The sequence below is a fragment of the Streptomyces sp. NPDC045701 genome (assembly GCF_056432045.1).
Genome location: NZ_JBWKJV010000015.1, coordinates 120,053 through 140,927, shown reverse-complemented (window position 1 = coordinate 140,927; position 20,875 = coordinate 120,053). Strand labels below are relative to the sequence as shown.

The window sequence follows — 20,875 nt, the reverse complement described above, 5'->3', positions numbered from 1 at the left end:
CCCGGCTTTCCCGCGCTCTCCGTGCCAGGGTCATATGCCGGACGACGCCCCGGGAACCGTTCGTCCCGGGGCGTCGATTCCACGGGAACGGCCACGCGGGAGGCCCCGGGCGGCCATCATGGTGGGCATGGCGGGGCTGGAAGGTGTGGAGCAACCGGGGCAGCGCGGCGGCGCTACCGCCGCGCGGTGGGTACCCGCCGCGGAGGACGAACAGGCGCTCAAGGCGCTCGAACTGTTCGGCAATCCGACGGAGGAAGAGGTGCGGCTGCCGTCCCGCCCCGAATCCGCCGCCACCGCCCGCCGGCTCACCCAGTGCGTGGTGCTCCGTCAGTGGGGGCTCGGCCCGCAGATCGCCGAGCACGCGGTGCTGCTCGTCTCCGAGCTCGTCGGCAACGCCGTCCGGCACACCGGGGCGCGCGTCTTCGGCCTGCGCATGCTGCGCCGCCGCGGCTGGATCCGGATCGAGGTGTGCGACCCGTCCCGGGGACTGCCCTGCCTGATGCCGGTGCGCGAGCTGGACACCAGCGGCCGGGGGCTCTTCCTGGTGGACAAGCTCTCCGACCGCTGGGGCGTCGACCTGCTGCCGCGCGGCAAGACCACCTGGTTCGAGATGAGGGTCTCCGACCGCTGACGCACGGAAGCCCCCTCGCGCCGTGATGGGGCGCCGTGGGGGCTTCCGTGGAGTGCGTCGCCGTGGACGGGGGGGGTGTATCCACGGCCGCTGGAACGACCTGGCCCGGGTCAATGGGGGTCGTGTCTCCGACTATGGCAGACAGGGGGCCATGCCACCAAAAGACCAAACCGGGGCAAGTTCAGCAAAACGGGCCAGCTCGGGAATGAATCGTAGGTGAGATGGGCCACGGACCTCATAAACCATGAATAAATATGGGGTCCTGTGGGTGTTTCATCGACCCAGGCGATCTGCTGCCGTGGCACCGCGGAACTCCTCGGGGGGCGGACCGGAGGCCCCGGACCGTGCAATGGGTCGCGTGACGATGCCGCGCCTGACGAAGCGAACCAAGGGCCTTGTCGCGGCCACCGCCCTGCTCGCCGCCGCGGCGACGCTTCCCGGCTGCGGCGGCGGAGACCGGACCGAGGCGCGCACCGGCCGGGCCGACGTCCCCGTCTCCGTACCGAAGAAGGCCGTTCCCCCCGGCCTGCCCGGCATGCCGCCCGTCCTCGACCCCAAGGACGTCTACGCGGCCGACCGCCCCGGCAGGCTGTCCCCCGTGGTCAAGGGCTTCCCGTCCCGCGTGTACGTCCCCAACACCCTGTCCAACACCGTCTCGGTCATCGACCCGAAGACGTACAAGGTCATCGCGACCGTCCCGGTCGGCGCCCAGCCTCAGCACGTCGTCCCGTCCTGGGACCTCAGGACGCTCTGGGTCAACAACAACCGGGGCCACACGCTCACCCCCATCGACCCGGCCACCGGCACCCGGGGCAAGGACGTCGACGTGCACGACCCGTACAACCTGTACTTCACGCCCAACGGCAGGTACGCGATCGTGATGGCCTCCCTCGACCGCGAGCTGGTCTTCCGCGACCCGCACACCATGGAGCGGCGCCACACGGAACCGGTGAGCTGCTACGGCGTCAACCACGCCGACTTCTCCGCCGACGGCCGCTACTTCATCGTCAGCTGCGAGTTCTCCGGCGAGCTGCTCAAGGTCGACACCGAGCGGATGAAGGTCGTCGCCCAGCAGAAGCTGCCGTTCCGGGGCGCCATGCCCCAGGACGTGAAAGTCTCGCCGGACGGGAAGACCTTCTACGTCGCCGACATGATGGCGCACGGCGTCTGGGTCCTCGACGGTGACTCCTTCGCCACCCCCCGGCTCCTTCCCACCGGCAAGGGCGCCCACGGGCTGTACGTCTCGCGCGACTCCAGGGAGATGTACATCCCCAACCGCGCGGAGGGCTCCGTCTCCGTGTTCGACTTCGCCCGGAACGCACTGACGAAGAAGTGGTGGCTGCCGGACGGCGGCTCGCCCGACATGGGCGGTGTGTCGGCCGACGGCAAGGTGCTGTGGCTGTCCGGGCGGTACGACTCCGAGGTGTACGCCATCGACACCGCCACCGGCAGGCAACTGGCCCGCATCCCGGTCGGCGGCGGCCCGCACGGCCTCGCCGTCTATCCCCAGCCGGGCCGCTACTCGCTCGGCCACACCGGCGTCTTCCGCTGACCCCCGGTGGGCCCCCGCGCGCCGAGCCCCGCGCGACCGCCCCCGGTCGCGGCCCCGCGGGCACCCCGGCTGACACGCCGCCGATCGGGTGAAGAAACACCATGCGGCGGGAGGCGGACGCCAGGGTGAGCGCCGTGATCACTTCTCGCCCGCGCCGCCGCGCCGCCGCGCTCGCCCTGTCATTCGCCGCCCTCCTCGTACCCGCCGCCGCCACCGAGGCCGCCCCCGCCGCCGCGACCCCGGCCGCCGCCGCCCCCGCCGCCGCCTTCGTCCCGGGGGCCGCGGCGAGCTGCCCGGTCGTCGAGGACCGGCTGTACCCGGCGGCCGACCGCCGGGTCGACCCCGACCGGATCACGCCCGCCCCCTCCTGGCGGAGCGACTGCAAGCAGCTCTACCGCGCCGACAACCGCCCGCCGTCGGTCGTCTTCGAGCAGGGCTTCCACCCCAGGGCCCCGCTGGACGGCCAGTACGACATCGAGAAGTACGTCATGGTCAACCAGGGCTCGCCGTACGTCTCGACGACGTACGACCACGACCTCTACAAGAAGTGGAAGAGCGGCTTCAACTACTACCTGGACGCCCCCAAGGGCGTGGACGTCAACAGGACCATCGGCGACACCCACAAGTACGCCGACCAGGAGGAGGTCGCCTTCCCCGGCGGCATCGCCCGCAAGCACATCGTCGGCGTCTGCCCGGTCGACCTGGCGAAGAAGATCGAGATCATGGCGGAGTGCGAGGACAACCCGCACTACGAGCCCTGGCGCCGCTGACCCCGCCGCCGCTCGTCCGAGGCGCCCGGAGGCCCCCGGATCCGGGGCACCGTCCCTCCCGATAATCTGACCGCCGTCAGTTATGCACCAAGAAGGGGTGGACCAGTGGCGGACATCGAGGCGGCGCGCAAGGCGTTCGAGCGGTACGACGTGAACGGGGACGGGCTCATCACGGCGGCCGAGTACAAGAGCGTCATGGCGCAGCTGGGCGACTTCAACGTCACGGAGACCGTTGCCCAGGCCGTGATCAACGCGCAGGACGGCAACGGTGACGGGCTGCTCACCTTCGACGAGTTCTGGGCGCACCTGAACAAGGCGTGACCACCCGGATCAACGGCGCCGCCCGGACCACCGGGCGGCGCCGTACGCGTGCCGCGCTCGTCACCGGCGCGCTCGCGGTGCCGGCCGTGGCGGTGCTCGGCGCGAGCCTCGCCGCGCGCGGCACCGGCGAGCTGCGCATCCCCGCACCCGGCACCACCACCGTGCTGCGCGCGGCCGTGTTCGCCGCCCTCGCCGTGCACCTCGGCGAACTCGCCGGTGCCCGGCTCGCCGGACCCGGCCCCGCGCCCCGCCCCTGGGCCCTGTGGGCCGCCCTCGGCGGGGCCGCCGCGTCGGCCGGGCAGATCGTCCTGCTGGCCGGCGTCAGCGACCTGGACATCACCGCCACCTACGGGACGAGGGACGGCGGGCTGCTGCTGGCCATGGCCAACGGGTTCGCCCTGGCCGCCGGGTGCGTGGCGCTCGGCCGCCCCGGGTGGGCGGCCGGCCCGCTCGCGCTGGTGGTGGGGGCGGAGGCGCTGCGGGCGCACCCCGAGCCGTACACCCCCGAGCTGGGGACCGCCCTCACCGTGATCCACCTGACGGCCGCCTCGCTGTGGGTGGGCGGGCTGCTGTACGTGCTGCGCACCACGTGGCTGCGCGGCGGCGGCCAGGAGGCGCTGGCCCGGTACGCCCGGCTCGCCGGGTGGCTGTACGTCGCGCTCGCCGTCACCGGCACCTGCTCGACGCTGCGCCGCCTCCCCACCGACGTGGTGCTCACCACCGCGTACGGCAGGGTGCTGATCGCCAAGCTGGCGCTGCTCGCGGTGGTGAGCGCGCTGGCCGTGGCCGCCCGCCGCGGGCTGCGCCGGGGCGGGGACGCGACGGCCCCCGCCCGTACCGAGCTGGCGGTGCTGGCGGCGGTCGTCGTGGTGTCGGCGGTGCTGACCGTGGTGCCCGACCCGCACTGGCTGAGCCTGCGCTCGGCGGTGCTCAGGTGACCGCCGAGGCCAGCACCGAGGCCGCCCGGGCCACCAGGAGGTCGTCCGCGGCGGCCTCCTGCGCCGGCTTGGTCGTCAGGACCGTGAGGACCACGGGGGTGCCGTCGGGCGTCCAGGCGACACCGGCGTCGTTGTTCGTCCCGTAGGCGCCGCCGCCCGTCTTGTCGGCCAGGCGCCAGTCCTCGGGCAGCCCGGCGCGGAACCGGTGCGTACTGGTGGTGTTGCCCAGCAGCCAGCCGGTCAGCCGCTCGCGGTCGGCGCCGTGCAGCGCGGTGCCCAGGACCAGCTTCTCGTAGGTGGCCGAGAGGGCGGCGGGTGTGGTGGTGTCCTCGACGCGCCAGGGCTCGCAGCTGTTCAGCTCGGGCTCCCAGCGGTCGAGCCGGGTGGCGCCGTCCCCGAGGGACCGGCAGAACCGGGTGACGGCGCCGGGGCCGCCCAGCTCGCGCAGGAGCAGGTTCGCGGCCGTGTTGTCGCTGTAGCGGACGGCCGCGTCGCACAGCTCGGCCACGGTCATGCCGGTGGCCAGGTTCTCCTCGCACTTCCTGGAGTTCGCTACGAGGTCGTCCTCGGTGTAGCGGATGCGCTTCGCCAGCACCTCGCCGTGCCGGTCGAGGTCCCGCAGCACGGCCGCCACCGCGAGGGTCTTGAACGTCGAGCACATGGGGAAGCGCTCCGCGGCCCGGTAGAGCACCGTCGCGCCGGTCACCGTGTTGCGGGCGACCGCGCCCAGCCGGGCCCCGTGCCGCCGCTCCAGCGCCCGCAGCCGCCCCACGGCCGCCGCCCGGCCGGCGGCGGCATCCGGCCGCCCGGCGGGAGGGGGCGCGGCGGAGGCGCCGGCCGCGCCGGTCGTGAGCAGGGCGGCGGCGCCGGCCGCGGCGGTCAGCAGGGCGCGGCGCGTGGTGCCGTCGCGTGACGTCCGTACCGTCTCGTTCTCCGTCATGGGCCGAGCCCATCACGGGCGGGGCGGCGGAGGGAAACGTTCCGGCGGCGTGTCAGCGGCGTGTCGGCGCCGGGCCCGTCAGCACTCGATGATGTTCACCGCGAGCCCGCCCCGCGCGGTCTCCTTGTACTTCACGCTCATGTCGGCGCCCGTCTCCTTCATGGTCTTGATGACCTTGTCCAGGGAGACCTTGTGGCTGCCGTCGCCGCGCATGGCCATGCGCGCCGCCGTGACCGCCTTGACCGCCGCCATGCCGTTGCGCTCGATGCACGGGATCTGCACCAGGCCGCCCACCGGGTCGCAGGTCAGGCCCAGGTTGTGCTCCATGCCGATCTCGGCGGCGTTCTCCACCTGCTCGGGGCTGCCGCCCAGCACCTCGGCGAGCGCGCCCGCCGCCATCGAGCAGGCCGAGCCGACCTCGCCCTGGCAGCCGACCTCGGCACCCGAGATGGAGGCGTTCTCCTTGAAGAGCATGCCGATCGCGCCCGCGGCCAGCAGGAAACGGACCACACCCTCCTCGTCGGCGCCGGGCACGAAGTTCATGTAGTAGTGCAGGACCGCCGGGATGATGCCGGCGGCGCCGTTCGTGGGGGCGGTGACGACCCGCCCGCCGGCGGCGTTCTCCTCGTTCACGGCCATGGCGTAGAGCGTGATCCACTCCATGGACAGGGCCAGCGGGTCACCCTCGCTGCGCAGCTTGCGCGCGGTGTTCGCGGCGCGGCGGCGGACCTTCAGGCCGCCCGGCAGGATGCCCTCGCGGGACATGCCGCGGTCCACGCACGCCTGCATGACGCGCCAGATGTCGAGGAGGCCCTGGCGGATCTCCTCCTCGGTGCGCCACGCCTTCTCGTTCTCCAGCATCAGCGCGGAGATCGACAGCCCGGTCTCCCGGGTCAGGCGCAGCAGCTCGTCACCGGTGCGGAAGGGGTACTTCAGCACGGTGTCGTCGGGGACGATCGGGTTCTCGCCCTGGACGGCGGCCTCGTCGACCACGAACCCGCCACCGACCGAGTAGTACGTCTTCTCCAGCAGGGTGGCGCCGTCGGCGTCGTACGCCCACAGGGTCATGCCGTTGGCGTGGTACGGCAGCGCCTTGCGGCGGTGCAGGACCAGGTCCTCGTCGAAGTCGAAGCCGATCTCGTGCGCGCCGAGCAGGTTGATGCGCTTGTCCGTCTTGATCCGCTCGACCTTGTCGTCGGCGGTCTCCACATCGACCGTGCGGGGCGAGTCGCCCTCCAGGCCGAGGAGGACGGCCTTGGGGGTGCCGTGGCCGTGGCCGGTGGCTCCCAGCGAGCCGTAGAGCTCGGCGCGTATCGAGGCGGTCGGGGCCAGCAGGCCCTCGTTCTTCAGCCGGCGCGCGAACATCCGGGCGGCGCGCATCGGGCCGACCGTGTGGGAGCTGGACGGGCCGATGCCGATCGAGAACAGGTCGAAGACCGAGATGGCCACGGGGGAACTCCTTGGTGGGAAGACGTCGCTGTCTGCCGGGGTGGTGCAGGGACAACGGGGGTGGTGCGGGGACAACGGGGGTGGTGCGGGGACAACGGGGGTGGTGCGGGACAAAGCGGCGTTGCGGGGGCAAGACACGGGGCACCGCACTCACCTCCAGTGTGCGCGGTGCCCCGCAGATCAGTCTGTTACGTACGTAACGCCGTAAGGGCTACAGACCAGGGTAAAGCGGGTGCTTCGCGGCGAGGGCCGACACCCGGGCCTTGAGGGCGTCCGCGTCGTACGCCGGCTTCAGCGCCTCGGCGATGATGTCGGCGACCTCGGCGAAGTCCTCGGCCTGGAAGCCGCGGGTGGCCAGGGCCGGGGTGCCGATCCGCAGGCCCGAGGTGACCATCGGGGGCCGCGGGTCGTTCGGGATCGCGTTGCGGTTGACGGTGATGCCGACCTCGTGGAGCCGGTCCTCGGCCTGCTGGCCGTCCAGCTCGCTGTTGCGCAGGTCCACCAGGACCAGGTGCACGTCGGTGCCCCCGGACAGCACGGACACGCCGTGCTCCCTGACGTCGTCCCTGACCAGGCGCTCGGCCAGGATGCGGGCGCCGTCCAGGGTGCGCTGCTGGCGCTCCTTGAACTCCTCGCTCGCCGCGACCTTGAACGAGACCGCCTTGGCGGCGATCACGTGCTCCAGCGGGCCGCCCTGCTGGCCGGGGAAGACCGCCGAGTTGATCTTCTTGGCGAGCTCGGCCGTGGACAGGATGACGCCGCCGCGCGGGCCGCCCAGCGTCTTGTGGGTCGTGGTGGTGACCACATGGGCGTGCGGCACCGGGTTGGGGTGCAGCCCGGCCGCGACCAGGCCCGCGAAGTGGGCCATGTCGACCATCAGGTACGCGCCGACCTCGTCCGCGATGCGGCGGAAGGCGGCGAAGTCCAGCTGACGGGGGTAGGCGGACCAGCCGGCGACGATCAGCTTCGGCTTGGACTCCTTGGCCAGGCGCTCGACCTCGGCCATGTCGACCTGGCCGGTCGCGTCGTCGACGTGGTACGGGACGACGTTGTAGAGCTTGCCCGAGAAGTTGATCTTCATGCCGTGGGTCAGGTGCCCGCCGTGGGCGAGGTTCAGACCCATGATCGTGTCGCCCGGCTTCAGCAGCGCGAACATCGCGGCGGCGTTGGCCTGGGCGCCCGAGTGCGGCTGGACGTTGGCGTGCTCGGCGCCGAACAGCGCCTTGATGCGGTCGATCGCGATCTGCTCGACGACGTCGACGTGCTCGCAGCCGCCGTAGTACCGGCGGCCGGGGTAGCCCTCGGCGTACTTGTTGGTCAGGACGGAGCCCTGGGCCTCCATGACCGCCACCGGAGCGAAGTTCTCCGAGGCGATCATCTCGAGGGTGGACTGCTGGCGGTGGAGCTCGGCGTCGACGGCGGCGGCGACGTCCGGGTCCAGCTCGTGGAGAGGGGTGTTCAGAAGCGACATCGGGGAGGGTCCTTAGCTGCCGGAGAACTCGGTGTACTCGTCGGCGGAGAGCAGGTCCTTCGGCTCGTCCGCGACGCGTACCTTGAACAGCCAGCCGCCCTCGAACGGGGCGGTGTTCACCAGCGACGGGTCGTCGACGACGTCCTGGTTCGCCTCGACGACCTCACCGGTCACCGGCGAGTACAGGTCGCTGACGGACTTGGTCGACTCCAGCTCACCACAGGTCTCGCCCGCGGTCACCGTGTCGCCGACCGCCGGGAGCTGGACGTACACGACGTCGCCGAGGGCGTTCGCCGCGTGCTCCGTGATGCCGACCGTCGAGACGCCGTCCTCGGCGGCCGACAGCCACTCGTGCTCCTTGCTGTAGCGCAGCTGCTGGGGGTTGCTCATGACTGGAATTCTCCTGTACGCGGGGGAGTGCTGGTGAACGGGGGAGTGCTGGGTGTGGTGCGGGTGGTCACTTCTGGCGCTTGTAGAAGGGCAGCGCCACGACCTCGTACGGCTCATGGGTACCGCGGATGTCGACTCCGACCCCCGCGGAGCCCGGTTCGGCGTGCGCCGCGTCCACGTACGCCATGGCGATCGGCCTGCCCAGCGTCGGCGACGGGGCGCCGGAGGTGATCTCGCCGACGACCTCGCCCCCGGCGACCACGGACATGCCGGCGCGCGGGACGCGGCGGCCCTCGGCGACCAGGCCCACGAGCTTGCGCGGCGGGGCGGTCCCGGCCCGCTCGGCGGCGTCCGTCAGCGCCTCGCGGCCCACGAAGTCGCCTTCCTTCTCGAACTTGACGACCCGGCCCAGGCCCGCGTCGAACGGGGTGAGGGACGTCGTCAGCTCGTGCCCGTACAGCGGCATGCCCGCCTCCAGGCGCAGCGTGTCGCGGCAGGACAGCCCGCACGGGATCAGGCCCACGGGGGCGCCCGCCTCCAGCAGCGCCTGCCACAGCTTCTCCGCGTACCGCGGCTCCACGAACAGCTCGAAGCCGTCCTCGCCCGTGTAGCCGGTACGGGCGATCAGCGCGGGCACGCCCGCGACGGTGCCCGGCAGGCCCGCGTAGTACTTCAGCCCGTCCAGGTCGGCGTCGGTGAGCGACTTCAGGATGCCGGGGGACTCCGGGCCCTGGACGGCGAGCAGCGCGTACGCGTCGCGGTCGTCCCGTACGACGGCGTCGAAACCGGCGGCGCGGGCGGTGAGCGCGTCCAGGACGACCTGCGCGTTGGAGGCGTTGGCGACGACCATGTACTCCCGCTCCTGGAGCCGGTACACGATCAGGTCGTCGAGGATGCCGCCGTCCTCGCGGCAGATCATCGTGTAGCGGGCGCGGCCGACACCGACGCTGCCGATGTTGCCGACGAGCGCGAAGTCCAGGAAGTCCGCGGCCTGCGGACCGGTGACGGTGATCTCACCCATGTGGGAGAGGTCGAACAGTCCGGCCTTGGTACGGACGGCGTTGTGCTCGTCGCGCTCACTCCCGTACCGCAGCGGCATGTCCCAGCCCGCGAAGTCGGTCATGGTCGCGCCCAGCGCGCGATGCGCGGCATCGAGGGCGGTCAGGCGGGGGGCAGTGCTCATGGATGTGACTCCCAGGTCCCAGGACGGGCATGGCTCGAAGACGATCCTCCCCATCTGTCATCGGAACCTGAGAGGTTCACCGTGACCGCGCGGGGACGGCCTTCGGCTTGCACCTTGGGTGGAGCCGCCACGGCGGCCCGCTTTTCAGATCTGCCTCATCCACGCGGTACGGGGCCTGAGAGATTCAAGGGAGGAACTTGCTCCTTCGGCGCCCGGGCGGGACCCGGGACTCTCCCGCGCGGATTCAAGCGGCCGGTATGCGGTTGTGCGCGCAACGGTGTGCGTCGGCGCGCACATCATTGCACGAGGCATCTCCTCGGCAAATCGCTTGTGGCTTATTACCCTTTCTTTACACTTCTTGGGCAAGGGTCGGGTCAGCCGACCCAGGGACCCGACAGGGTCCGAGCAGGGGGAGTAGCGATGACGTTGCAGCGGAGCGGGGCGTACGCGACGACCGCGGGCGTGCCCGCCCAGCCGGGCCTGCCCGCGCGGGGCCGTGCGGCGGCCGGCGCGTTGCCGGTCGTGCGCGACCTGCGGGACAGGCACGGCCGGGTACCCCGGACGCTGACCTTCGCGGCCGGTGACCTGGTGGTGGTCTCGGGGCTGCCGGGCAGCGGCAAGTCCACGCTGATCGCCCGGACGGCCCAGGACCGCGGCATCGACTCGCAGGACGCCCGCGAGCGGTGGGAGCACCGGGTGCCGGGGCCACTGCCGTACGCGGTCTACCGCCCCCTCGTCCGGATCGCGCACTACGCGGGGCTGCGGCGGGCGCTGCGCTCGGGGCGGAGCGTCGTCGTCCACGACTGCGGTACGCAGGCCTGGGTGCGGCGCTGGCTGGCCCGGGAGGCCGCCCGGCGCGGCAGATCCCTGCACCTGCTCCTGCTGGACGTCCCGCCCGGCACCGCGCGGGAGGGCCAGCGCGAGCGGGGCCGCGGCGTGTCCGGGTACGCCTTCGGGCGGCACCGCAGGGCGGTGGGGCGGCTGGTGCGGGACGCGGAGCGGGGCGTGGTGCCGCGCGGGTGCGCGTCCGCCGTGCTGATGGACCGGCCCGCGGCGTCGGCGCTGACCCGGATCACGTTCGGCTGACCCGGAGCACGTTCCGCCGACCGGGATCGCGTCCGCGCCGGCCCCCGCACGTCCGCGCCGGCCCCCGCACGTCCGCGCCGGCCCGGAGCACGTTCCGCCGGTCCGCCGCCCGGGTGCCCCGCGTTAGGGTGCTGCGGGCAGCGACACGCACGCGCGGGAAGGACCAGGAGCACCAGTGGACACTGCATGGCCGGGCAACGAACTGGAAGAGGTGCTCGCCGCCTCGCTCGGCAACCCCGCGGCCGGAGGGCGGATCGTCGAGGTACTGGGCCGCAGCCACGTCTGGGTGCCCCTGCCGGGCGGCGGCTCGCCCGACAGCCCGAACCTGGACCTGCCGACCCTGGAGATCGACGGCCAGGCGTACGTGCCGGTCTTCAGCTCCGAGGCGCAGTTCGCCCAGTGCGTCGGCGCCCACATGGCGTACGCCGTCGCCCCGGCGGTCGAGTTCGCGCGCGGCCTGCCGCCCCAGCTCGGCATCGCGGTGAACCCGGGCGGTGCCGTCGGCGCGCCCCTGCCGCCGCCCGCCGTCGCCGAGCTGTGCCGGACCGGCCGCACCCCGCTGGACGGGCCGGCGAGCGGCGCCCGCGTACGCCTGTTCGAGCCGGACTGGCAGGAGGACCCGGTCGACTTCCTGGCGGCCGCGGCCGCCGAGTTCGACGCGACCGCCACGGTCCTGACCGCCCGCCGCTGCCTGGCCAGCATCGAGGGCGACAGCCCGACCCTGTTCGTCGGCGTACAGCTCTCCTCCTGGGAGGGCGCCGACCGTAACGTACCGATGGACGCCCTCGGCCGGGCGCTCGGCCGGACACCGGTGCCGTGGCCGGTCAACCTGGTCCTGCTCGACATAGCGCAGGACCCGGTGGGCGACTGGATGCTGGAGAAGATACGACCCTTCTACCGGCGCGGGCACGCATAAGCTGGTCGGGTGGACGGAAGAGGGGCGGGACCCAGGGTGAGCGCGTCAGGCACCGCGGCGGCCGGGCAGGTCGAGCACATGCTGAGCCAGGTGACGCCCGGGCGCTACGACGCGTACGAGCGGCTCCTGCACGCCCTCGCCGACGGCCGGCTGTGGATGCTGCTCTGGCACGGCCAGGCCGGCTCGCCCGACGCCCAGTACGGCAACATGGAGGTCGACGGCCTCGGGTACGCCCCGTGCGTCACCTCCGCCCAGGAGCTCGCCGTCTCCGGCTGGAACCGCGCCCACGAGGTCATCGGCGGCCGCGACATCGCCCGCGCCCTCTACCCCGACCGCTGGGGCATCTGGCTCAACCCGCACGCGCCGGGCGGCGGCGTCGGCATCCCGTGGCCCGACCTGCGCCGTATCGCCACCGGCCTCGACCGGATGCCCGCCGGCCCGCTGAAGCTGTCCGAGCCGGGCATCCAGATCCCGCAGTTCTACGCCCTGCTCACCCAGAACGCCCACCGCACCCCCGCCGTCCGCTCGCTGCGCCGCGCCTGGGTCCAGCCGGCCCTCGGCACCCCGTACCTCGCGATCGGCCTGGACCTGTACGACACCGGCCAGGCGTCCGTCGACGCGGTGCGCGCGATGATGCAGCAGTCCATCGCCGCCGTCCCCGACGGCCTGCCCGTCTCCACGGTCGCGATGTCCGACGAGTACGACCCGGTGACGATGTGGCTGCGGGCCAACGCCCGACCCTTCTACGACCGCGAGGCGCACGCCACCGCCCCCGTCGTACCCGCCACCGGCTACGGCTACCCGCCCCGGGCCTGACCGCGGAACTGGTCCGTCCCGCCTGTCCGTTTCGGTGGATTAGCGGCCGAGTTGGTCCGCTGAGGCGATCACCTCGTCCGGATAACGGAAGCCGCCGACCCGCATCACGGTTGCGCAAACATTCCCCGTGAGGTCTGGCGGGTGATCGTGAACCCATTGAAGACTCCCCCCAACCAGGGGTGGTCGCACATGCGTGCAGCGCGTTCGCGCATCCCTGGAACGGACCGTGCCGCAGACCCGGGCGGTCCGTCGAGCACTGTCGGCGACCGTCGGCACGGCGAGCACGAGGGACGATGACCGCACCCATTGAGACCACCGGATCACAGGCCGAGGCGGCGCCTGAGGCCGTACTTGACGGCGTCAAGTCCAAGGAGATCGAAGGTCGTTCACTCGGGCAGATCGCCTGGACCCGCTTCAAGCGGGACAAGCTGGCGGTGACCGGCGGAGTCGTCGTCATCCTGCTCATCCTGATCGCCCTGCTGTCCCGGCCGCTCCAGTCGCTGCTGGGCCTGGACCCGAACGCCTTCCAGCAGGACCTGGTCGACCCCAACACCTCGCTCCCCAAGGGGGGTTTCGGCGGGATGAGCTGGGACCACCCGCTGGGCGTCGACCCCAAGTTCGGCCGCGACATCCTCGCCCGCATCCTCGAAGGCTCCTGGGTCTCGCTGGTCGTCGCCTTCGGCGCGACGATCCTGTCCAACGCCATCGGCGTGGTCCTCGGCCTGATCGCCGGGTACTACGGCGGCCGGGTGGACACCGTCGTCAGCCGGCTGATGGACACGTTCCTGGCGTTCCCGCTGCTGCTGTTCGCCATCGCCATCTCGGCGACGCTCCAGGGTGGTGCCTTCGGCCTGGAGGGCCTGCCCCTGCACATCGGGGTGCTGATCTTCGTCATCGGGTTCTTCAACTGGCCCTACATGGCCCGTATCGTGCGCGGTCAGACCCTGGCCCTGCGGGAGCGGGAGTTCATCGACGCCTCGCGCGGGATGGGAGCCCGGGGTCCGTACATCCTCTTCCGCGAGCTGCTCCCGAACCTCGTGGGGCCGATCACCGTCTACGCGACGCTGCTCATTCCGACCAACATCATCTTCGAGGCGTCGCTCAGCTTCCTCGGCGTCGGAATCCAGCCACCGCAGGCTTCGTGGGGCGGCATGCTGAGGGAGGCGGTCAACTTCTTCCAGGTCGACCCGCAGTTCATGCTCGTCCCCGGCCTCGCGATCTTCATCACCGTACTGGCCTTCAACCTGCTCGGTGATGGCCTTCGGGACGCCCTCGACCCGCGCAGCCGCTGACGTCTGCCACGTCATCCCGGCGGCCGCGCCACCGGTCAGGAACGTACCGACAATTTTCCGAATAAAAAGGGGAGTTCGACGCATATGCGAAGGTCAGCAGTGGCCGCCATCGCGGTCGTCAGCAGTGCCAGCCTGCTCCTCGCGGGCTGCAGCAAGGCGGACGACGGCGACTCGAGTGCCAAGGGCAATGCCAAGGCGAACGCCGCGACGACCGGTGTCGTCAACGTCTCGGACAAGAAGGGCGGCACGGTCACCTACGCGATGGCCGACGCCCCCGAGTCGTTCGACCCGGGCAACACGTACTACTCGTTCCTCTACAACTTCAGCCGCCTGTACGCGCGCCCGCTGACCACCTTCAAGCCGGGCCCCGGCGAGAAGGGCAACGAGCTCGTCGCCGACCTCGCCGAGGGCATGGGTGTCCCCAGCGACGGCGGCAAGACCTGGACGTACAAGATCCGCAAGGGTGTCAAGTACGACGACGGCACGCCGGTCACGGCCAAGGACGTCAAGTACGCCGTCGAGCGCTCCAACTTCGCGCGTGACGTGCTGTCCAACGGTCCGAACTACTTCCAGCAGCTCCTCGCCGACCCGGCCAAGTACAAGGGTCCGTACAAGGACAAGAGCGACAAGGGCCTCGCGTCCATCCAGACGCCGGACGACCACACCATCGTCTTCAAGCTCAACAAGCCGTTCGCGGACTTCGACTACCTGGTCAGCGCCCCGCAGACCGCCCCGGTGCCGAAGGCCAAGGACAAGGGCTCGGACTACACCAAGTCCGTCGCCTCCTCGGGCTCCTACAAGTTCGAGACGTACCAGGACGGCAAGCAGGTCGTCCTCGTCCGCAACGAGCACTGGGACGCCAAGACCGACCCGCTGCGCAAGCAGTACCCGGACAAGATCGTCCTGAACCTGAAGGTCAACCAGGCCACCATCGACAAGGACCTGATGTCCGGCGACATCGTCGCCGACCTCAAGGGCGGTGGCGTCGACGCCCAGACCCAGGCCCAGATCCTGTCCAAGGAAGACCTCAAGGCCAACACCGACAACACCTACGGCGGCCGGCTCGTCTACACGGCGATCAACACCAAGGTGAAGCCGTTCGACAACGTCGAGTGCCGCAAGGCCGTGCAGTACGCCATCGACAAGGTCTCCGTGCAGACCTCGATGGGCGGCCCGATCCGAGGTGACATCGCCAGCACGGTGATGCCGAACGACCTCCCCGGCCACGAGAAGTTCGACCTGTACGCGACCGAGGGCAACAAGGGCGACGTCGCCAAGGCCAAGCAGCACCTGAAGGCCTGCGGCCAGGAGAAGATCTCCACCTTCATCTCCGCGCGCAGCGACCGCCAGACCGAGGTCGACGCCGCCACCGCCGTCGTCGCGTCGCTGAAGAAGGTCGGCATCGACGCCAAGATCAAGCAGTACCCCTCGTCGAAGTACTTCTCCGACTACGCCGGTGTCCCGTCCTTCACCAAGAAGGAGAACATCGGCCTGATGATGATGCAGTGGGGTGCCGACTGGCCGACCGGCTACGGCTTCCTCCAGCAGGTCGTCCACGGCAAGGCCATCGGCCAGTCCGGCAACACCAACCTGTCGGAGCTGAACGACCCGGCGATCAACAAGCTGCTGGACGACGCCATCGCCAACACGGACGAGAGCGCCCGCAAGGCGGCGTACGTCCAGGTCGACAAGAAGGTCATGGAGCAGGCGGCCATCGTCCCGCTGTCGTACTTCAAGGTCCTGAACTACCGCTCGCCGCACGGCACCAACATGACCGCCTCGGCGGCCTGGAGCGGTCAGTACGACTACCTCAACATCGGTACCACGAAGAAGTAGCCCCGGAAGGCAGGTGAAGGCATTGGTGCCCGCGGGCCTCCGCGTTCAGCGCGACGCGGCCCGCGGGCATCGGCGCCGGTCCCCGTGATCTCGTACATCATCCGCCGTCTGATCGCGGCAGTGATCCTGCTGCTGGTCGTCACGGCGGTCACCTTCGGCATCTTCTTCATCCTGCCGAAGCTGGCCGGCCAGACGGTCGATCAGCTGGCCCAGCAGTACATCGGCAAGAACCCCACGCCCGCGGACATCGCAGCGGTCAAGCGGAACCTTGGCCTCGACGAACCGGTATACGTCCAGTACTGGGACTTCATCAGGGGGATCGTCTCCGGCGCCACCTACGAGCGGGGCCCCAGCACCGTCCGGTGCGACATGCCCTGCTTCGGCTACTCCTTCAAGACCAACCTGGAGGTCTGGCCCGAGCTGGTCGACCGTCTGCCGGTCACCATCTCCCTCGCCGTCGGCGCGGCCGTGCTGTGGCTGGTCTCCGGCATCGTCGTCGGTGTCATCTCCGCCCTCAAGCCCGGCTCGTTCTTCGACCGGGCCGCCATGGGCGGCGCGCTCGCCGGCGTCTCGCTGCCGATCTTCTTCACCGCCCAGCTCTTCCTCCTGCTGTTCAGCTACGAGCTGGAGATCTTCGGGCGGACGTACGTCCCGTTCACCGAGAACCCGTCGCAGTGGGCCAACACCCTCTTCCTGCCGTGGTGCTCGCTCGCCCTGCTGTACGCGGCGATCTACGCCCGTCTCACCCGGTCGGGGATGCTGGAGGCGATGAGCGAGGACTTCATCCGCACCGCCCGCGCCAAGGGCATGCGGGAGCGCCGGGTCGTCGCCAAGCACGGCCTGCGGGCCGCGCTCACCCCGATCGTCACCGTCTTCGGCATGGACATCGGCCTGCTGCTCGGCGGCGCCGTCATCACCGAGTCGGTGTACTCGCTGCACGGCATCGGCGAGTACGCGGTGCAGTCGATCGTCGCCAACGACCTGCCGCCGATCCTCGGCGTCACACTCCTCGCGGCGTTCTTCGTCGTCTTCCTCAACCTCGTGGTTGACCTTCTGTACGCCGTCGTCGACCCGCGCGTGAGGGTGTCATGACCGAACTGTCCAAGACCGGCGCCGTGGTGGAGGACCGCCCCGGCTCCTCCGAGCCGCGTGCCTTCCTCGACGTACGCGACCTGAAGGTGCACTTCCCGACCGACGACGGTCTGGTGAAGTCCGTGGACGGGCTCTCCTTCCAGCTGGAGAAGGGCAAGACCCTCGGCGTCGTCGGCGAGTCCGGCTCCGGCAAGTCCGTCACATCGCTCGCCATCATGGGCCTGCACCGGCTCGGCGCGCGCGGCAAGAACGTGCGGATGAGCGGCGAGATCTGGCTCGACGGCAAGGAACTGGTGAGCGCCGACCCCGACGAGGTGCGGCGGCTGCGGGGCCGCGACATGGCGATGATCTTCCAGGACCCGCTGTCCGCGATGCACCCGTACTACACGATCGGCAACCAGATCGTGGAGGCGTACCGCATCCACAACAAGGTGACCAAGAAGGTCGCCCGGGCCCGCGCCATCGAGCTGCTGGACCGCGTCGGCATTCCCGAGCCCGGCAAGCGCGTCGACGCCTACCCGCACGAGTTCTCCGGCGGTATGCGCCAGCGCGCGATGATCGCCATGGCGCTGGTCAACAACCCCGAGCTGCTGATCGCCGACGAGCCGACGACCGCGCTGGACGTCACCGTCCAGGCGCAGATCCTCGACCTCATCCGCGACCTCCAGAAGGAGTTCGGCTCGGCGGTCGTCATCATCACGCACGACCTCGGCGTGGTGGCCGAGATCGCCGACGACATCCTGGTGATGTACGGCGGCCGGTGCGTGGAGCGCGGCCCGGTCGAGAGGATCTTCTACGAGCCGCAGCACCCCTACACCTGGGGCCTCCTCGGCTCGATGCCCCGCATCGACCGCGAGCAGACCGACCGGCTCATCCCGGTCAAGGGTCAGCCGCCGTCCCTGATCAACGTGCCGGGCGGCTGCGCGTTCAACCCGCGCTGTCCGTACGCGGACGTGCCCAAGGACGGGATCACCCGCACCGAGCGTCCGGAACTGCGTGAGGTGGGCTCCGGCCACTTCTCGGCCTGCCACATGGACCAGGCGGAGCGCACGCGGATCTGGACCGAAGAGATTGCGCCGAAGCTGTGACCAACGAACCGACGCGTACCGACTCCGGCCCCCTGCTCAAGGTCGAGGGCCTGGTCAAACACTTCCCCATCAAGAAGGGCCTGCTCCAGCGGCAGGTCGGCGCCGTCAAGGCGGTCGACGGCATCGACTTCGAGGTGCGCCGGGGCGAGACCCTCGGCGTGGTCGGCGAGTCCGGCTGCGGAAAGTCGACGATGGGCCGGCTGATCACCCGGCTGCTGGAGCCCAGCGGCGGGAAGGTCGAGTTCGACGGCACCGACATCACGCACCTGAGCACCGGTGGGATGCGGCCGCTGCGGCGCGACATCCAGATGATCTTCCAGGACCCGTACGGTTCGCTGAACCCCCGGCACACCATCGGCTCGATCGTCTCCGCGCCGTTCCGGCTCCAGGGCGTCGAGCCCGAGGGCGGGGTCAAGAAGGAGGTCCAGGGGCTCCTGGAGCGGGTGGGGCTCAGCCCCGAGCACTACAACCGCTACCCGCACGAGTTCTCCGGCGGTCAGCGCCAGCGCATCGGGATCGCCCGTGCTCTCGCCCTCAAGCCGCGGCTCGTCGTCGCGGACGAGCCGGTCTCGGCGCTGGACGTGTCGATCCAGGCGCAGGTGGTGAACCTGCTGGACGACCTCCAGGACGAGCTGGGCCTCACCTACGTGATCATCGCGCACGACCTGTCGGTCATCCGGCACGTGTCGGACCGGATCGCGGTGATGTACCTGGGCAAGATCGTGGAGCTGGCGGACCGCACCTCGCTGTACGAGGCGCCGATGCACCCGTACACCAAGGCGCTGATGTCGGCGGTTCCGGTGCCGGACCCGAGGCGCCGGGGCGCCAAGAGCGAGCGGATCCTCCTCAAGGGCGACGTGCCGTCGCCGATCTCGCCGCCCAGCGGGTGCCGGTTCCACACCCGGTGCTGGAAGGCGACGCAGGTCTGCACGACGCAGGAGCCGCCGCTGCTGGAGCTGGCCCCGGGCCGCCGGGTGGCGTGCCATCACCCGGAGAACGCCCCGGACCAGGTGCCGGGCGACACCGCGCTGGCCTCGGCGGGCGAGGCGATCGAGATCGTCGCCGCCACGAAGGTCCCGACGGCGGAGCCCGCGGCCGCGGTGGCGGAGCCCGACGCTCCGGTGGCGTCCGTGAAGCCCGAGACTCCGGTGGTCCCGGCCCCGGCGACGGAGCCGTCCACGGAGGACGAGGGCCCGAAGAAGCTCTGACCCGCGCCGGGGTGGCCCGTGGGGGCCACGCCGCCGGGCGTCGGTTGCCGCTGGGGGCCGCTCCGTGAGGGGGTGCCCCGGGCCCCCGCCGCAGGCCCCGCCACCCGGCCCGCACCAGCGGCGCGAGCCCGCACCGGCCAACGCTCACCGGCCAACGCTCACCGGCCAACGCTCACCGGTCCCCGGCGCCGGCCCGCACCACCGGCGCGGCGCCGCCGCCGGGCCCGGCCACCGCCCATCGGCGGGGCGCCGGGCGACGCGCGCGGGGGTAGCCGTCCGGCGGGGGCGGAGCCGCCGGTGGGGAACCGGCACAATTGGGCGGTGCTCCAGGAATTCTTCACCCCCTCCGTGCAACACGCGCTCGACCTCGCCGGCATTTTCGTGTTCGCCATCTCCGGCGCCCTGCTCGCCGTGCGCAAGAACTTCGACGTCTTCGGCATCGCCGTCCTCGCCGAGGTCACCGCGCTGGGCGGAGGGCTGTTCCGGGACCTGGTCATCGGCGCCGTACCGCCCGCCGCGTTCACCGATCTGGGGTACTTCGTCATGCCCCTCGTAGCCACCGTGCTCGTCTTCTTTCTGCACCCGGTGGTCGAGCGGACCCAGGCGGCCGTGAACGTGTTCGACGCCGCCGGGCTGGGGCTCTTCTGCGTCGCGGGCACGACCAAGGCGTACGAGCACGGCCTCGGGCTCACGTTCTCCGCGGTGCTCGGCCTGGCCACCGGCGTCGGCGGGGGCGTCCTGCGCGACGTCCTGGCCAACGAGGTGCCGTCCCTGCTCCGGTGGGACCGCGACCTGTACGCGGTGCCGGCGATCGTGGGCGCCACCATGGTCGCGCTCTGCATCCGCTTCGAGATGCTGAACCCTTTCACCAGCGCGCTCGCCGTCGTGACCACGTTCCTGCTGCGTCTGCTGGCCATGCGCTTCCACTGGCGCGCCCCCCGTGCCTGGAACCGGCGTTCGACGGCCAGGGAGGAGCGGCTCCCCGAGAAAGCTACCGCTTAGTAATTTCCTGTTGTACTGTGCCGCCATGGACAGCGAGTTCGACCGCGACACCGCGGTGACCCTCCGCGAGCCCGGCGTCTACGACGCCGAGCTCTCCGCCGGCTGGACGATCATCCAGGCCGTCAACGGCGGCTACCTCCTCGCGCTGCTCGGCCGCGCCCTCGGTGACGCCCTGCCGCACCCCCACCCGTTCACGATCTCGGCGCACTACCTGACGCCGTCCGTGCCGGGCCCCGCGGTCGTACGGACGGAGACGGTCCGCGCCGGCCGCACCCTCTCCACCGGCCAGGCCTCGCTCTTCCAGTACGCGCAGGACGGCACCGAGGTCGAGCGCATCCGGGTCCTCGCCTCCTACGGCGATCTGGACGCCCTGCCGGACGACGTACGCACGACGGCGAAGCCGCCCGCCATCCCGCCGCGCGAGCACTGCCTGGGCCCGTCCGACGGACCGGCGCCCATCCCCGGCTCCTCCGCCATCACCGAGCGCCTGGACATCAAGCTCGACCCCACCACCCTGGGCTGGGCCGTCGGGGCCCCGTCCGGCAAGGGTGAGATGCGTGCCTGGTTCGGCCTGGCCGACGGCCGCGAGCCCGACCCGCTCTCCCTGTTGCTCACCGTCGACGCCCTGCCCCCGACCTCCTTCGAACTCGGCCTCACCGGCTGGACACCCACCGTCGAGCTCACCACCCACATACGCTGCCGCCCCGCCCCGGGCCCGCTCCGGGTCTCCATCATCACCCGCAACCTCGCCGGCGGCTTCCTGGAGGAGGACGCCGAGGTATGGGACAGCGCCGACCGGCTCGTCGCCCAGTCCCGCCAGCTGGCTCGCGCGCCCCGGGGCTGACGACCCGGGCCGACGCCTCCTCCGATCCCCCGACGCGAAAGCGCCTCGAC

The 20,875-nt window shown here is 71.3% G+C and carries 20 protein-coding genes and 1 riboswitch; of the genes, 15 read left to right on the top strand and 5 right to left on the bottom strand.

Going from position 1 to position 20,875, the window contains the following annotated elements; all coding sequences use genetic code 11:
* The first annotated feature begins 127 nt into the window (after positions 1 to 127).
* From AC07DW_RS18470 to AC07DW_RS18450, 5 genes are all read left to right on the top strand, one after another.
* Positions 128 to 631 (top strand): ATP-binding protein, encoded by a 504-nt coding sequence (locus AC07DW_RS18470; RefSeq protein ID WP_478858701.1) that lies wholly within the window; start codon positions 128 to 130, stop codon positions 629 to 631.
* 364 nt (positions 632 to 995) lie between these two features.
* A complete protein-coding gene (locus AC07DW_RS18465) occupies positions 996 to 2,183 on the top strand; it encodes a YncE family protein (protein ID WP_478858716.1) in 1,188 nt (395 codons plus the stop codon).
* Between the two features lie 134 nt (positions 2,184 to 2,317).
* Positions 2,318 to 2,953, top strand: coding sequence for an ADP-ribosyltransferase (locus tag AC07DW_RS18460; RefSeq protein WP_478858700.1), 636 nt, complete (start codon positions 2,318 to 2,320; stop codon positions 2,951 to 2,953).
* Between the two features lie 105 nt (positions 2,954 to 3,058).
* Positions 3,059 to 3,274: an EF-hand domain-containing protein gene (locus tag AC07DW_RS18455; RefSeq protein WP_064071744.1), complete on the top strand. Its 216-nt coding sequence runs from the start codon at positions 3,059 to 3,061 to the stop codon at positions 3,272 to 3,274.
* Positions 3,250 to 4,212, top strand: coding sequence for a CopD family protein (locus AC07DW_RS18450; RefSeq protein ID WP_478858715.1), 963 nt, complete (start codon positions 3,250 to 3,252; stop codon positions 4,210 to 4,212). Before AC07DW_RS18455 ends, AC07DW_RS18450 begins: the two co-directional genes overlap by 25 nt.
* Here the strand turns inward: AC07DW_RS18450 and bla are convergent.
* From bla to gcvT, 5 genes are all read right to left on the bottom strand, one after another.
* On the bottom strand, positions 4,205 to 5,152 hold the full coding sequence (bla, locus tag AC07DW_RS18445; protein WP_478858699.1) for a class A beta-lactamase: 948 nt from the start codon (positions 5,150 to 5,152) through the stop codon (positions 4,205 to 4,207). The two genes, AC07DW_RS18450 and bla, sit on opposite strands and share 8 nt — an antisense overlap.
* Positions 5,153 to 5,230: 78 nt before the next feature.
* Entirely contained in the window at positions 5,231 to 6,601 is a 1,371-nt protein-coding gene (locus AC07DW_RS18440) for an L-serine ammonia-lyase (RefSeq protein WP_478858698.1), read from the bottom strand.
* A 211-nt stretch (positions 6,602 to 6,812) separates the two neighbouring features.
* Complete coding sequence (glyA, locus tag AC07DW_RS18435; protein WP_478858697.1) at positions 6,813 to 8,072, bottom strand: serine hydroxymethyltransferase; 1,260 nt, start codon at positions 8,070 to 8,072, stop codon at positions 6,813 to 6,815.
* Positions 8,073 to 8,084: 12 nt separating this feature from the next.
* On the bottom strand, positions 8,085 to 8,462 hold the full coding sequence (gcvH, locus tag AC07DW_RS18430; RefSeq protein WP_469236765.1) for a glycine cleavage system protein GcvH: 378 nt from the start codon (positions 8,460 to 8,462) through the stop codon (positions 8,085 to 8,087).
* Positions 8,463 to 8,529: 67 nt separating this feature from the next.
* Positions 8,530 to 9,645: a glycine cleavage system aminomethyltransferase GcvT gene (gene gcvT / locus AC07DW_RS18425; protein ID WP_478858696.1), complete on the bottom strand. Its 1,116-nt coding sequence runs from the start codon at positions 9,643 to 9,645 to the stop codon at positions 8,530 to 8,532.
* A gap of 154 nt (positions 9,646 to 9,799) precedes the next feature.
* Positions 9,800 to 9,892, bottom strand: a riboswitch (glycine riboswitch).
* A 173-nt stretch (positions 9,893 to 10,065) separates the two neighbouring features.
* On the opposite strand from gcvT, the gene AC07DW_RS18420 reads away from it, so the two are divergent.
* The 10 genes from AC07DW_RS18420 (at position 10,066) to AC07DW_RS18375 (ending at position 20,825) form a co-directional block, all read left to right on the top strand.
* Positions 10,066 to 10,731 (top strand): AAA family ATPase, encoded by a 666-nt coding sequence (locus AC07DW_RS18420; RefSeq protein ID WP_478858695.1) that lies wholly within the window; start codon positions 10,066 to 10,068, stop codon positions 10,729 to 10,731.
* A 175-nt stretch (positions 10,732 to 10,906) separates the two neighbouring features.
* Positions 10,907 to 11,647: an enhanced serine sensitivity protein SseB gene (locus tag AC07DW_RS18415; protein WP_478858694.1), complete on the top strand. Its 741-nt coding sequence runs from the start codon at positions 10,907 to 10,909 to the stop codon at positions 11,645 to 11,647.
* Between the two features lie 36 nt (positions 11,648 to 11,683).
* The gene (locus AC07DW_RS18410) at positions 11,684 to 12,463 is read left to right on the top strand and encodes an enhanced serine sensitivity protein SseB C-terminal domain-containing protein (RefSeq protein ID WP_478858693.1); all 780 of its coding nucleotides are present in this window, start codon (positions 11,684 to 11,686) and stop codon (positions 12,461 to 12,463) included.
* Positions 12,464 to 12,756: 293 nt separating this feature from the next.
* Positions 12,757 to 13,755, top strand: coding sequence for an ABC transporter permease (locus AC07DW_RS18405; protein WP_478858692.1), 999 nt, complete (start codon positions 12,757 to 12,759; stop codon positions 13,753 to 13,755).
* Positions 13,756 to 13,839: 84 nt separating this feature from the next.
* Complete coding sequence (locus AC07DW_RS18400; protein WP_478858691.1) at positions 13,840 to 15,591, top strand: ABC transporter substrate-binding protein; 1,752 nt, start codon at positions 13,840 to 13,842, stop codon at positions 15,589 to 15,591.
* Between the two features lie 84 nt (positions 15,592 to 15,675).
* Entirely contained in the window at positions 15,676 to 16,683 is a 1,008-nt protein-coding gene (locus tag AC07DW_RS18395) for an ABC transporter permease (protein ID WP_478858690.1), read from the top strand.
* Positions 16,680 to 17,771, top strand: coding sequence for an ABC transporter ATP-binding protein (locus AC07DW_RS18390; protein WP_478858689.1), 1,092 nt, complete (start codon positions 16,680 to 16,682; stop codon positions 17,769 to 17,771). Before AC07DW_RS18395 ends, AC07DW_RS18390 begins: the two co-directional genes overlap by 4 nt.
* Positions 17,768 to 18,979, top strand: coding sequence for an ABC transporter ATP-binding protein (locus AC07DW_RS18385; protein ID WP_478858688.1), 1,212 nt, complete (start codon positions 17,768 to 17,770; stop codon positions 18,977 to 18,979). The genes AC07DW_RS18390 and AC07DW_RS18385 overlap by 4 nt, the downstream gene beginning before the upstream one ends.
* A 321-nt stretch (positions 18,980 to 19,300) precedes the next feature.
* On the top strand, positions 19,301 to 19,981 hold the full coding sequence (locus AC07DW_RS18380) for a trimeric intracellular cation channel family protein (protein ID WP_478858687.1): 681 nt from the start codon (positions 19,301 to 19,303) through the stop codon (positions 19,979 to 19,981).
* Between the two features lie 25 nt (positions 19,982 to 20,006).
* Positions 20,007 to 20,825, top strand: a complete 819-nt coding sequence (locus AC07DW_RS18375; RefSeq protein ID WP_478858686.1) for a thioesterase family protein — start codon at positions 20,007 to 20,009, stop codon at positions 20,823 to 20,825.
* Positions 20,826 to 20,875: the final 50 nt, after the last annotated feature.